Raw genomic sequence first — 12,950 nt, forward strand, 5'->3', positions numbered from 1 at the left:
TTTTTCCAGGTGGGCCGTGTTCGGGCAGGCCGACGAATCAGTCTACGAAAGCGGAGAGGTCGTCGACGACAACGTGAGCACCGGCCTCACGCAACGCGTCCGCGCCGACGCCGCGATCCACCCCCACGACCAGCCCGAATCCGCCCGCGACCGCGGAACGCACACCGCTCAGCGCGTCCTCGACGGCGGCGCTGCGCGCGGGGTCGACGCCCAGCATCCTGGCGGCCTCCACGAAGACGTCCGGCGCGGGCTTGGAGGCGAGTCCGTCGCGCTCGGCGATGACGCCGTCCATGACGACGGCGAAGCGATCGCGGATGCCGGCCGCGTCCAGCACCTCTTCGGCGTTCTTCGAGCTGGAGACGACGGCGACCGGCACGCCGGCCGCGACGAGCCGGTCGACGAGCCGCAGCGATCCCTCGTAGGGGCCGATGCCCTCGGCTCGCAGCACACGGGCGAACACTTCGTTCTTCCGGTTGCCGATGCCGCACACCGTGTTCTCGGCGGGGTCGTCGTCGGGGCTCCCCCACGGCACCTCGACGTCGCGGCTGCGCAGTAGGCTCGCCACGCCGTCGTACCGCTTCTTGCCGTCGAGGTACTCGAAGTAGTCGGCCTCGGTGTAGGGCGGTTCGATCCCCCACGCCTCGAACAGCTCCTCGAACATCGTCTGCCACGCGTGCATATGGACCTCGGCGGTGGGCGTCAGCACACCGTCCAGGTCGAAGAGCACGGCATCGAACGTCGTCAGGTCGGGCAGGGCGGTCACAGAACCTCCAGAGGCGGGTCGGGAAAGCGTAGCGGGCGCGGGTTACGCGCCGATGACGGATCAGACGTCGGCGGCCTGCAGCGTCTGGCGCGCGATCTCCAGTTCCTCGTCGGTCGGCACCACCAGCACGGTGATCCTCGACGAGTCGGTGGAGATGACACGGATGCCGCCGGCGTGCGCGGCGTTGCGGTCGGGATCGATGCTCACGCCCGCGAAGCCGAGCGTCGCGACAGCCGCTTCGCGCACCTCCGGCGAGTTCTCCCCCACCCCGGCGGTAAACGAGATGACGTCGGCGCCGTCGAGCTGAGCGAGGTAGGAGCCGGCATAGGCGCGCAACCGGTGCACGTACACGTCCATGGCCAGCTGTGCGAACGGGTCGCCCGCGTCGACGCGTGCGGACAGATCGCGCATGTCGGAGACGCCGGCGAGCCCCAGGATGCCGGACTTCTTGTTCAGCAACGTGTCGATCTCACCGATGGACATGTCGGCCCGGCGGGCGAGCTGGAACACGACGGCCGGGTCGATGTCGCCCGAGCGGGTGCCCATCACGAGCCCTTCGAGCGGCGTGAGTCCCATCGAGGTGTCCACGGAGCGGCCGCCGTCGATCGCCGCGACGGAGGCGCCGTTGCCGAGGTGGAACACGATCTGCTTCAGCTCCGTCAGCGGGCGGCCGAGGAACGCGGCGGCGGCCTCGCTGACGTACTTGTGCGAGGTGCCGTGGAAGCCGTACTTCCGGATGCGGAGCGGCTCGGTCACGGTGCGGTCGATCGCGTAGGTGTAGGCCCCGGCCGGCATGGTCTGGTGGAACGCGGTGTCGAACACGGCCACGTGCGGGACGCCGGGGAAGGCCTCCCGCGCCGCGCGGATGCCCTGCAGCGCGCCGGGGTTGTGCAGCGGCGCGAGCGCCGACAGCTCGTCGATGTTGATCTCGACCAGGCGGTTGATGACCGTCGGCTCGAGGAAGCGGGCGCCGCCGTGCACGACGCGGTGGCCGACGGCGACCGGCGCGTGGTCGGTGAGGGACGGGCCGTGCAGCTCGAACGCGTCGAGCATCCCCTGGAACCCGGCCGCGTGGTCGGGGATCGGCAGGTCGCGGGTGCTGGTGGCATCCAGGACCGTGGGGGTGACCGCATCCGGGCTCGCGAACGCGGCCGCCGCCACGGTGTGGGAGGTGCGACCCTGGTCCTCGCCGATCCGTTCCACCAGGCCCGAGGCGAGCACCTGTTCGTGCGCCATGTCCAGCAGCCGGTACTTGAACGACGAGGAGCCGCTGTTGATCACCAGGACGACGCTCATGCCGACGTCTCCCCCTGCGCCTGGATGGCGGTGATCGCGATGGTGTTGACGATGTCGTCGACGAGCGCGCCGCGGGACAGGTCGTTGATGGGCTTGTTGAGTCCCTGCAGCACCGGGCCGATCGCGACCGCGCCGGCGGAGCGCTGCACCGCCTTGTACGTGTTGTTGCCGGTATTGAGGTCGGGGAAGACGAACACGGTGGCGCGTCCGGCGACGTCGGAGCCCGGCATCTTCGCTCGCGCGACGGCGGCGTCGGCAGCCGCGTCGTACTGGATGGGGCCTTCCACCGGCAGCTCGGGTGCGCGCTCCCGCACCAGGGCGGTCGCCTCCCGCACCTTGTCGACGTCGGCGCCGGATCCGGACTCCCCGGTGGAGTACGACAGCATCGCAACTCGCGGCTCGATGCCGAACTGCGCCGCCGTCGCCGCGGAGGAGATCGCGATGTCAGCGAGCTGGGTGGCGGTGGGGTCGGGGATCACGGCGCAGTCGCCGTAGACGAGCACCCGGTCGGCGAGCGCCATGAGGAAGACGCTCGAGACGACCGACACCCCGGGCTTCGTTTTGATGATCTCGAATGCGGGACGGATCGTGTGCGCCGTGGTGTGCGCGGCGCCCGAGACCATGCCGTCCGCGAGTCCCGCGTGCACCATCATCGTGCCGAAGTAGGAGACGTCGGAGATCGTGTCGGCGGCCTGCGCCGGCGTCACGCCCCGGTGCTTGCGCAGCTCGGCGTACTCCTCGGCGAAGCGGTGGCCCCACAGCGCGTCGAAGGGGCTGACGACCTTCGCCGCGCGGATGTCGATGCCGAGTTCGATCGCCCGCGCACGCACCTCGATCTCCTCGCCGAGGATGGTGAGGTCGGCGATGCCGCGGGCGAGGACGGTCGCGGCGGCGCGGAGGATGCGGTCGTCATCTCCCTCCGGCAGCACGATGTGCTTGCGCTCCGACCGAGCCCGCTCGATGAGGCCGTACTCGAACATCAGCGGGGTCACGACGCTCGGCCGGGCAAGGCCGAGGAGCCGGGTGAGCTCGGTGCCGTCGATGTGCTGCTCGAACAGCGACAGGGCGGTGTCGTAGCGGCGCTGCGAGTCGGCGGCCAGGCGCCCGCGCGTGTTGATGATCCGCACCGCGGTGTCGTAGGTGCCGAGCTCGGTCGTGACGATCGGCAGCGACGAGTCGAGGCCGTCGATGAGCCGGTCGATCGGCTCAGGGAGCGGGAACGGACCGTTCAGCACCACCGCCGCGAGCGACGGGAACGTGCCGGAGGCGTGGGCGAGGAGAGCGGCAAGCAGCACCTCGGTGCGGTCGGCGGGGATGACGACCACGGCGCTCTCGGTGAGTCGCGGCAGCACGTTCACCATCGACATGCCGGCGACGACGACGCCGAGCACCTCGCGGGTGAGCAGGTCCGGGTCGCCCTTGAGCAGCGTCCCCGCGACGGAGCGCATGACGCCCCGGACGGACGGAGCGACGAGGAAGCGATCCTCGGGGAGCGCCCACACCGGCACGTCCTCGCCGACGCTGCCGCGGACGGCCGCGATCGTCTCGTCCAGCAGCTCGGGTTCGACCCGGTTGGCGACGACGGCGAACAGCTCCGCCCGCTCGGCACGCAGCTCCACCAGGGCGAGCGCGGCGACCTGTGCGACCTCGTCGGAGGTGCGTGGGTCGCTCATGCCGAGCTGGTCGCTCTCCCCCTGCTGCGACCGGCCGCCGACGACGAGCAGTACCGGGACGCCGAGATTCGCGGCGATGCGGGCGTTGAAGCCGAACTCGGCCGGGCTTCCGACATCGGTGAAGTCGCTGCCGAGGACGACGACCGCGTCGCACTGCGCCTCTACGGCCTTGTACCGTTCCACAATCCGCGCCATGGCCGCATCCGGGTCGGCGTGCATGTCGTCGTAGTCGACGCCGATGCACTCCTCGTAATCCAGGTCGACGCCGTCATGGTCGAGGAGCATCTCGAGCACGTAGTCGCGCTCGAGCGTGGACCGGGCGATCGTGCGGAACACCCCGACCCGCGCGGTGGCGTGACTGAGGGCGTCGAGCACGCCGAGAGCAACCGTGGACTTCCCGGAGTGGCCTTCGGCGGAGGTGATCAGGATGCTGTGCGCCACGCCTCCACCCTAGGCGCGCCCCCGCATCCGAGCGAGGCCACGGAGCCGGGAATACCCTGCGCGCAATCGGCCTCCGGGCAAAGAAAAGACCCTCCGCGCACCCGACAGAGCCTGGTTACCCTTGCTACGTTTCCGTCCTGGGGGAGTTGGCCTGGATGTCGCCACGCGGAGAGCCGCCACAAGTCTAACGCAGCCCCGCGGGCCCCCGATCCGCCGGACCCGTCCCAGCCCCGCCCGCGGGGGTTACGATCACAGCACCTGTCCTCGATCCCGCGGAGGTCCGATGCCCGACACCGAGCAGAAGGCCGCGCCGCCGGCGGGCATGACCGCCGACCGGTTCGCGGCGGTCACGGGTGCCATCACCGCCTCGGTCGAGAAGGTCATCGACGGCAAGCCGGATGCGGTCCGCGCCGCCCTGATCGCCCTCCTCGCCGAGGGGCATTTGCTGATCGAGGATGTCCCGGGCGTCGGCAAGACCATGCTGGCGCGGGCGCTGGCGGCATCCGTCGACGCGACGGTGCGCCGCATCCAGTTCACGCCCGACCTGCTGCCGGGCGACGTCACCGGCGTGTCGGTGTTCGACCCGGTGGCGCGCGAGTTCGAGTTCAAGCCGGGTGCGGTGTTCGCGCACATCGTCATCGCGGACGAGATCAACCGTTCCTCCCCTAAGACGCAGTCGGCGCTGCTGGAGGCGATGGAGGAGAGGCAGGTCACGGTCGACGGCCACTCCCACCGCCTCGCCGAGCCGTTCCTCGTGGTGGCGACGCAGAACCCGCTCGACATGGAGGGCACGTACGCGCTGCCGGAGGCGCAGCGGGACCGCTTCATGATGCGCATCTCCATGGGATACCCGGATGCGGCCGCCGAGGTGCTCATGCTGCGTCAGCGCGAGGTCGACAATCCGCTCGCGCGCCTGGAGCCGGTGGTCGACGCCACCGGCGTGCTGGATCTCGTGGCGTGGGCGCGGGCCATCCACGTCGCCCCAGCGGTCGAGGAGTACGCCGTCGCGCTGGCGCAGGCGACCCGGTCTCACCCCGAGCTGCGGCTGGGCGCGAGCCCCCGCGCGACGCTGCAGCTGGTGCGGGCGGCGAAGGTGCAGGCAGCGCTCGACGGCCGCGGCTTCGTCATTCCCGACGACATCGCGGCGCTCGTCGTGCCGGTGTTCGCGCACCGCCTGATCCCCTCCCGGGTGAGCGCTGCCCGGGGCGCCGATCCCGCCCAGCACATCGCCGCGCTGCTGGAACGGGTCGTGGCCACCACCCGGGTGCCGCTGGCGCCGCGCGGCTGACACGATGCGAGGGCGACCATGAGACGGTGGTGGCCGCTGACGCTCCGCGGCACCGGCGCGGTCGTCCTCGCGCTCGCGTGCTTCGGCACGGCGAACCAGGTGGGGCTCGTCGAGCTGCAGTGGTTCGGGATGCTGCTGCTCGCGCTCGTGGCCGGGTGTCTCGTGTGGGTGCACGGGGCACGGCGGCGGGCCGAGGTGGCGCGGATCGTGGCGCCAGAGGCCCCGCCGACGGGGGACGAGGTCACGGTACAGGTGCGGGTGCGGATGCTGTCGACGGCGGGGAGTCCGGCGGGTACGTGGCACGACGGCATACCGGCGGGGCTCGCAGGGACCGCGGGGGGACTGTTCCCGGCGGTAACGGCGGCCTGGTCGAGCGGCGAACGGGCGACCCTGCTGTCGTACCGGCTGCGGGCGACGACCCGGGGCGTGCGCTGGCTCGGCCCGTTCACCGTGACGGTCGCCGACCCGTTCGGCATCGCGCGGCGGACGGTGGAGCTCGGCGACCTGACCCGGGTCGTGGTCACCCCCGCCCCGCACGAGCTCGTGTCCACTGGCGCGGTGATGGGCCGGTCCGGGGGCGCGCAGCCTACGCCGAGCAACCGATACGGGCAGGGGTACGACGACCTCGTCGCACGCCCGTGGGCGCCCGGGGATTCGATGCGCCGCATCCACTGGCGGGCCAGCGCGCACCGGGACGAGCTGATGGTGCGCCAGGAGGAGCGGGAGACGTCCCCCGATGCCCGCGTGGTGCTCGATCGTGCGGTGGAGCGCTTCTCCCCCGCCGCCGCGACGACCCCCGGGGCGGATGACGCGTTCGAGACGGCGGTGACGGCATGTGTGTCGGTGGTGACCCGGCTGGTACGTGACGGATTCACCGTCGAGGTCATGGATTCCACCGGCGCGCTGCTGTGCGAACCGGTCGACGGGGGCGACGAGGCCGGCCTGCACGCCATGCAGACCTCCCTCGCAGACGTCCGCGCCCACGCGGCGGGCACCCTCTCGCCGTCCGCACTGGGACTCAGCGGCGACCTGCGGGGCCCCGTCGTGATCGTCACGGGGCACCTCACCGAGGCGGATGCGGTCGCGCTCGCCCCCGCCGCATCCCACACCACCCTGCCGGTGCTCCTGGCGGTCGAGGGCGCTTCCGGCACACTCACGCAGGCGCACGGCTGGCGCGCGCAGGCCGTGACGGACGGCACGACGATCGCGGACGCGTGGGCGGATGCGGTGGCGGAGGGGGCCGACCGTGGCACGCGGTGACGGCGCCCGCAGCCCCGCTCCACGGCTGTCGACCGCGCTCGCGGTGGAGCTCGCGGTGTGTGCGGCGCTGCTGCCGTCGCTGCGGGTGATCGAACCGGGCCCCTGGCTGCCGGGCGGCCTCGCTCTGGCCGCCCTCCTCCTCGGCGTGGGCGTGCTCGTCCGGGGCCTTCGCTGGCCCGCGCCCGTCGCCCCGCTCGCCGAGGCCGTGGTGTGGGTGTGCGCGCTGACGGCGGTGTTCTTCCGAGACGCGGCATGGTTCGCGGTGATCCCCTCCCCCGCCACGGTGGGCTTCGCCGCCGACCTGGTGCAGCAGACGGTCGGAGAAATGACGACCGGGGTCGCGCCGCTGCCGGCGAGCCTGCCGGTGTCGTTCTTCTTCGTCGCCGCAACCGGCGCCCTGGCGATCGTGCTGGACTACGTCGTCATCGCCACGCGCCTGCCACTCCTCGCCGCGGTCGCTCTCCTGGCCGTGGGGCTCGCCCCCTCGGTGGCGGTCCCGAGTCGGTTCGACGGCGGGCAGGTGGTGCTGCTGGCCGGCAGCATCCTGCTGCTGCTGTGGACCGACGTGCGCACCCGGCCCGGCCGGGACCGCCGGGTATGGAGCGGATCGTCGGCGGGAGCGCTGGCGGTCGGTGCGATCGCGGTGGTGGTGGCGTTCGTGGCGACGCCGTTGCTGCCGACCCCGGTGCAGCGGGTGACAGTGGGTGGCGGCGGCAGCATCGGGATCGACGCGTCGCTGCGGTTCGGTGACGACCTGCGCCGGCCGGACCCGGTCGACGTGCTGACGGTCCACTCGTCGGCGGGCGGGGCGCCCTACCTGCGCGCGGCGACGCTGTCGGGCTTCGACGGCGAGCGGTGGCGGCCGGACGGCGGCGCCCTGGACCCGGTGGAGAACGGATTCGAGCCGGTCATCGCCGACTCCGACGTCTCGCTCGTGGAGGTCGCCACGCACATCGAGATCGCGAGCCTGCGCAGCGGCTACCTGCCGGTCCCGTTCGCGGCGACCGGCATCGACGGGCTCGAGGGCACGTGGGGCCTGCAGCAGGACAACCGGACGGTCGTGGCACTGAACGCCGACTCGGTGGGGCAGAGCTTCGACGTGGTGAGCACCCGCGTGCAACCGTCGCTGGATCAGATCCGTGCTGCGTCCGCCCGCGACTCCGACGTCGCCGGCCGCTACCGCACCGTGCCCGACGACACTCCGCCGGAGGTCGCCGAGCTGGCTCTCGAGGTGACGGCCGGGGCGGCGAGCGACTACGACGCGGCGGCTGCGCTGCAGCGATGGTTCCGCTCCAGCGAGTTCTCCTACTCGCTGACGGCACCGGTCGCCGACGACTTCGACGGCGCCGGGGTGGCGGCGATCGCGCAGTTCCTCCGGGTGCGCGAGGGATACTGCGTGCACTTCGCCTCATCGTTCGCGTTGATGGCGCGAACGCTCGGCATGCCGAGCCGGATCGTCGTCGGCTACCTGCCGGGAACGGCGACCGGCGAGCTCGTCGACGGCGAGTCCGTCTACGCGGTGACGAGCAACCTGCTGCACGCCTGGCCGGAGGTGTACTTCGAGGGGATCGGCTGGGTGGGGTTCGAGCCGACCAACAGCCTCGGCGCTCCGCCCCGGTTCTCAACCTCGGGCGGCACGTCTGCCACGGCGTCCCCCGGCGCGGCCGACGCCCCCACCACCGCACCGTCGTCTTCCGTGGCACCCGGCCGCACGCCCGAGGACATCCCTGGCGGCGCCCCGTCCGCTGCCGCCGCGGGTGACACCGCGCGGGCGTGGGCGGGTGCGGGCGGGATCACGGTGATCGCGCTCCTCGTCCTGGTCGCTCCCGGCATGGCGGGGGCGATCCGGCGACGGCGACGGATGCGGGCGGGCGATGCCGCCGCATCCTGGGTGCTCGTGCAGGAGACGGCGATCGATCTCGGCATCCTCGCCCCGGCGAGCGACTCCCCCCGCGGCTTCGGCGAGCGCCTGCGCGCCGCCGGCGCCGACCCCGACGCGGTCGCGGCGCTCGTGCGCGCCGTGGAGCGGGCAGCCTACGCCCCTCCCGGCGAGGAGGCCGCGGGGGCTGCGGCCGCGGCCTCGACGGTCCGCGCGAGCCTTCTCGCCGCCGCCCCGACGGCGCGCCGGTGGGGGGCACTGCTCGCGCCGCGATCGCTTCTGGTACGGCCCGGAACGGCGCTGGCAGGCGGCAGCGGCTGACCGCGAAAAAAGCGATGAGCGCCATCCCGCAGGGGGATGACGCTCATCGTGTGGCGGAAGTGACAGGATTTGAACCTGCGAGACGAGTTACCCCGCCTACATGGATTCCAGCCATGCTCCTTAGGCCGCTCGGACACACTTCCAATCGTCGAGCTTACCATCGCCGGGCTCGTGCTCTGACGCCTGGCCGCCAGCCTGGCGGGGGTCCGCCGGCCCCTGCTTCCCGCTCAATGCGAGGGGCGGTCCGTGCCGGGCGCGGGCGGCATCTCGACGGCCGGGCCGACGGAGCCGGGAAGACCGCCGCCAAGCGAGGTGGCCGGGCGTCCCACCCCTGCCGGGCCGGTGGTGTCCGCGCGGGCGCTGCCGCCGGTGAGCCACCATCGCCGCAGTGACAGCGCCACGAGGATCGCCAGCACGACGCCGGCGACGACACCGATCCACACGCTGTGCAGGAGCAGGCCGAGCGCGACGCCGACGGCGGCGCCGGCCAGGACACCCACCACCCCGGCGAGGAGGGTGGCGTGCCGTGTCGTGTGCGGGGACATCCACCCACGCTACGAAGCTCGGCCGGTCCTCGCAACGGGTCCGGTTCAAGCGTGCCGGAGGACCTTACCCATGGCCTTACCCCGCGCGAGCTCGTCGACGAGCTTGTCGAGGTAGCGGATCCGCTGCATCAGCGGATCCGCGATCTGCTCGACGCGCACCCCGCACACGACACCGGTGATCCGCTCCGCATCCGGGTTCAGCTGCGCCGCCGCGAAGAACTCCTCGAACGTGCTCCCCGCATCCAGGTGCGCGCGCAGTGCCGCGTCGTCGAAGCCCGTCAACCAGGCGATGACGTCGTCGAGTTCGGCGCGGGTACGGCCCTTGCGCTCGAGCTTCGCGACATACAGCGGGTAAACCGACGCGAAGCTGGTCGTGAAGATCCGGTGCACGCCGCCAGCGTAGTCAGCGCGCCCCGATCACGACACCTGTCAGAAGGACCAGGACGTCGTGTACGTCGCGAGGAAGGCACCCGCCACCAGGAGCGTTCCGACGACCGCGATCACACGCGGGTGCACGCCACGCAGTCGCCACCCGGTCATCCCCCCGAGCAGCAGGACGCCGGCCGACCCGATGATCCACCAGTACACCGGGCTCGTGCTGTCCGCGACGACGGTGACCCCGTAGACCGCCTCCCCCACGCCGATACCGGCGAGCAGGGCGGAGGCCAGCGCCGCGGGGACGCCGCGGCCGCGGATCCACGCCGCCGCCGCCCCCACGAACGGGCCGACGATGACCCCGACGACCACGAAGAACGTGGGGTCGTAGGAGAACCCGCGCCAGTCCGACACGACCGCGTACCCGACGGTGAGCAGCACGAAACTGCCGGCGCCGGCCACCACCGAGGGCCACAGCGGCAGCCGCGCCACGAACACCAGCAACGCCGTGATCAGCGTCCACCCACTCGACGAGTTCGCGATCGACACGATCCAGTCCGGCAGCAGGAACTGTCCCCACGACGTCGCCCCGCCGAGGACGAGGCTGAGGACGAGGACGCCGGGGAGGCGCCAGGACAGCCACGCCGCACGGGCAGGGACGGTGATCGCCTCGGTCATGCTCCCAGGCTAGGAAGGGGCGCCGCTGCGGGCATCCCCCTGCGGGGGGACCCGCATCCGCCTGGCGGATGATCCTGGTGTCACCGCCTGCCCGCGACCCCCGCGAACAGCGCATGCAGGAGCGGCAGGGCGGAGGTCACCATGAGCACGGTGCCGAACAGCTGGTCCTGTCCACGCAGGATGATTCCCCCGACGAGCAGGGCGGTGAACAGGATGCCGGAGAGGATGCGGCGCGCGAGCGACTCGAGCCGCACGACGCGGCGCTCCAGCCCCGACGTGTCGACCGACACACGACCCTCTTCAACGCGCGTGATCACCGCGTCCAGTCGCTGCGGCAGGCGCGCGGCCACCCCGACCATGGACATCGCCTGCCGCGCCGCGTCCTGGATCACGTTGCCGCGCTCGTCGCGCAGCAGCTGTGCGGCGTATGGCTCGACCGAGTCCCACAGGTTGAACGCGGGATCGAGCGAGCTGCACACGCCGGACACGAGCGACATCGAGCGGATGATGAGGAGGAAGTTCTCCGGCAGCTGGAACGGCAACGACCGCACCACGTCGCCGAACTCGACCGCGAAGTCGCGGAACTCCCGCGGGTCGACGTCGCGGAGCTCGGCGAAGCCCATGCCGCCGAAGCGGGCGAACAGCTGCGTCAGAGCTCGTTCCAGTTCTCGCGTGTCGGCCGAGGGCAAGAGCACCCCGAGGCTCTGCGCGGCGGCGATCATGCCGGCGCCGTCGCGGGCAGCCACCGCGATGAGCACCCGCCGGAGGCCGCTCCGCAGCGTCGGGGAGGCCTCGCCCATCATGCCGAAGTCGATGAACGTCAGCCGCCACGCCGGGGCGCCGTCGGCGCCCGGGGTCCCGAACGGGGTGACGAAGATGTTCCCGGGGTGCGGGTCGGCGTGGAAGTAGCCGTGGGTGAACAGCTGGTCGAACATGACCGACGCGAACGTCGAGGCCACCTCCGACGGATCGATGCCCGCGGCGCGGAGCGCATCCACGTCGGTGATCTTCAGCGCGGTGACGTCGGCGAGGGTCAGCACCCGCCGTGTCGTGCGCTCCCAGACGACATCCGGCACGGCGACGCGGGAGTCGTCGGCGAAGTCGGCGGCGAACCGCTCGGCGCCCGCCGCCTCGTGCAGGTAGTCGACCTCTTCGAGACTGGTGTGGGCGAACTCGGTGACGAGGGCCTGCGTGTCGACCCGGTCGGCGACGACCCGCACCCGGCTGAGCCACCCGGCCACCCGCCGTAGGGCTGCGAGGTCCACCTCGACGATCTCGTCGATCCCCGGACGCTGCACCTTCACCACGACGTCGGCGAATCCGACGTCCGCGGCGAGGTCCGGATGCAGCCGCGCGCGGTGCGCCTGTCCGAGGGAGGCGGCGGCGACCGGCGTCTCGTCGAACCAGGCGAAGGCGCGCTCCACCGGCATCCCGAGGTCGGCCTCGGCCGCCCCGCGGATGTGGGCGAACGGCACGGCGGGCACCTCGTCCTGAAGGCCCTCCAGCTCCCGCGTGATCTCCGGCGGCAGCACATCGAGGCGCGACGACAGGAACTGGCCGACCTTGATCATGAGCCCGCCGAGTTCGACCGCGAGGGCGTGGAATCGCTGCGCCAGCCGCCGCATCCGACGCTCACGCGTGCGTTCGGCGATGCCGCCGAGTCCCACCCGGGGCAGGAACAGCTCGTACCACCACGTCTGCACGAGATGCCGCCCGGCGAACCGGAGGATCCGACGGTACCGCGCACGGGTGGGGACGGCGCCTGGGACGGATCCATCCGGACGCCGACCTGCCGTCGGCACGCTCACCCCTGGGCGAGGATGCCGTAGAGCTTGCGCTTCGCGTCTTCCAGCACCTCGATGGCCTGCTGCACCTGCGCGGAGTCGCCACTGCGAGCCACCTGCGCCGCGACCTGCGCGAGTTCGATGCCGGCCTTCGGCAGCGCGGTCGCCCGGCCGCTGTCACGCAGGCCCGAGCTCTCCCACGGCGCGGGCTTGCCGGCCGCATCCTCGGCCTCCGCACGTCCCGCCTCGGTAAGCGAGTAGGTCTTCCGGCCGTTCGCCTCCTCGGCGCTGATGAGGCCCTCGTCTGCGAGAAGCTGCAACGTGGGGTAGACCGAGCCTGCGCTCGGCTTCCAGCTGCCGCCGGAGCGCTCCTCGATCTCGTGGATGATCTGGTAGCCGTGCATCGGCTGCTCGGCGAGCAGGGCCAGGACCGCGGCGCGCACGTCGCCGCGACCCATGCGCGGTCCGACACGCTTGTCGAACGCAGTACGCAGCTGGTCCATCGCCTCCCACATACCGGATGCGGCGTTGCCGAGGCCGGCACCGAAATCGGCGCCGAAGCCCTGTCCGCCTGCTCCCGTTCCGAACATGCCTCCGGGGAAAGAACCGTTCATGATGACCTCCTGGGTCGATCGGTTAGCGATACT

11 protein-coding genes, 1 tRNA gene and 1 other RNA gene are annotated in these 12,950 nt (G+C 72.0%); 3 read left to right on the plus strand and 10 right to left on the minus strand.

Annotated features, from left to right (window positions below; genetic code table 11):
- Window positions 1-37: 37 nt before the first annotated feature.
- The 4 genes from NT132_RS10205 to ffs all read right to left on the minus strand — a co-directional run bounded on the left by NT132_RS10205 (window position 38) and on the right by ffs (window position 4,351).
- Window positions 38-763 carry an HAD-IA family hydrolase gene (locus NT132_RS10205; protein ID WP_297788086.1) on the minus strand — a complete coding sequence of 242 codons (726 nt, stop codon included), beginning with the start codon at window positions 761-763 and terminating at the stop codon, window positions 38-40.
- Window positions 764-823: 60 nt separating this feature from the next.
- Window positions 824-2,059, minus strand: coding sequence for an acetate kinase (locus NT132_RS10210; RefSeq protein ID WP_297788088.1), 1,236 nt, complete (start codon window positions 2,057-2,059; stop codon window positions 824-826).
- Window positions 2,056-4,173, minus strand: a complete 2,118-nt coding sequence (gene pta, locus NT132_RS10215) for a phosphate acetyltransferase (RefSeq protein WP_297788090.1) — start codon at window positions 4,171-4,173, stop codon at window positions 2,056-2,058. Before pta ends, NT132_RS10210 begins: the two co-directional genes overlap by 4 nt.
- A gap of 81 nt (window positions 4,174-4,254) precedes the next feature.
- Window positions 4,255-4,351: signal recognition particle sRNA small type (gene ffs / locus NT132_RS10220), an RNA gene on the minus strand.
- A 144-nt stretch (window positions 4,352-4,495) separates the two neighbouring features.
- Between ffs and NT132_RS10225 the strand changes: the two genes are divergently transcribed.
- From NT132_RS10225 to NT132_RS10235, 3 genes are read left to right on the plus strand one after another with little or no spacing between them, the layout of a single operon-like run.
- The gene (locus tag NT132_RS10225; RefSeq protein WP_297788341.1) at window positions 4,496-5,461 is read left to right on the plus strand and encodes a MoxR family ATPase; all 966 of its coding nucleotides are present in this window, start codon (window positions 4,496-4,498) and stop codon (window positions 5,459-5,461) included.
- A gap of 18 nt (window positions 5,462-5,479) precedes the next feature.
- Window positions 5,480-6,721, plus strand: a complete 1,242-nt coding sequence (locus NT132_RS10230) for a DUF58 domain-containing protein (RefSeq protein WP_297788092.1) — start codon at window positions 5,480-5,482, stop codon at window positions 6,719-6,721.
- Window positions 6,708-8,921 (plus strand): transglutaminase domain-containing protein, encoded by a 2,214-nt coding sequence (locus NT132_RS10235; protein WP_297788094.1) that lies wholly within the window; start codon window positions 6,708-6,710, stop codon window positions 8,919-8,921. Before NT132_RS10230 ends, NT132_RS10235 begins: the two co-directional genes overlap by 14 nt.
- Window positions 8,922-8,972: 51 nt before the next feature.
- On the opposite strand, the gene NT132_RS10240 is transcribed toward NT132_RS10235, so the two are convergent.
- The 6 genes from NT132_RS10240 to NT132_RS10265 form a co-directional block, all read right to left on the minus strand.
- Window positions 8,973-9,064: transfer RNA gene (locus NT132_RS10240), tRNA-Ser, on the minus strand.
- Between the two features lie 84 nt (window positions 9,065-9,148).
- Window positions 9,149-9,466: a hypothetical protein gene (locus tag NT132_RS10245; RefSeq protein WP_297788096.1), complete on the minus strand. Its 318-nt coding sequence runs from the start codon at window positions 9,464-9,466 to the stop codon at window positions 9,149-9,151.
- A gap of 45 nt (window positions 9,467-9,511) precedes the next feature.
- The gene (locus NT132_RS10250; protein WP_297788098.1) at window positions 9,512-9,856 is read right to left on the minus strand and encodes a DUF2200 domain-containing protein; all 345 of its coding nucleotides are present in this window, start codon (window positions 9,854-9,856) and stop codon (window positions 9,512-9,514) included.
- Window positions 9,857-9,895: 39 nt separating this feature from the next.
- On the minus strand, window positions 9,896-10,519 hold the full coding sequence (locus NT132_RS10255; protein ID WP_297788100.1) for a DUF6518 family protein: 624 nt from the start codon (window positions 10,517-10,519) through the stop codon (window positions 9,896-9,898).
- Between the two features lie 80 nt (window positions 10,520-10,599).
- Complete coding sequence (locus NT132_RS10260; RefSeq protein WP_297788102.1) at window positions 10,600-12,321, minus strand: AarF/UbiB family protein; 1,722 nt, start codon at window positions 12,319-12,321, stop codon at window positions 10,600-10,602.
- Between the two features lie 2 nt (window positions 12,322-12,323).
- On the minus strand, window positions 12,324-12,917 hold the full coding sequence (locus tag NT132_RS10265; RefSeq protein WP_297788105.1) for a PadR family transcriptional regulator: 594 nt from the start codon (window positions 12,915-12,917) through the stop codon (window positions 12,324-12,326).
- Window positions 12,918-12,950 lie beyond the last annotated feature (33 nt).

It is taken from the genome of Microbacterium sp. (assembly GCF_026393345.1).
Lineage (GTDB): Bacteria > Actinomycetota > Actinomycetes > Actinomycetales > Microbacteriaceae > Microbacterium.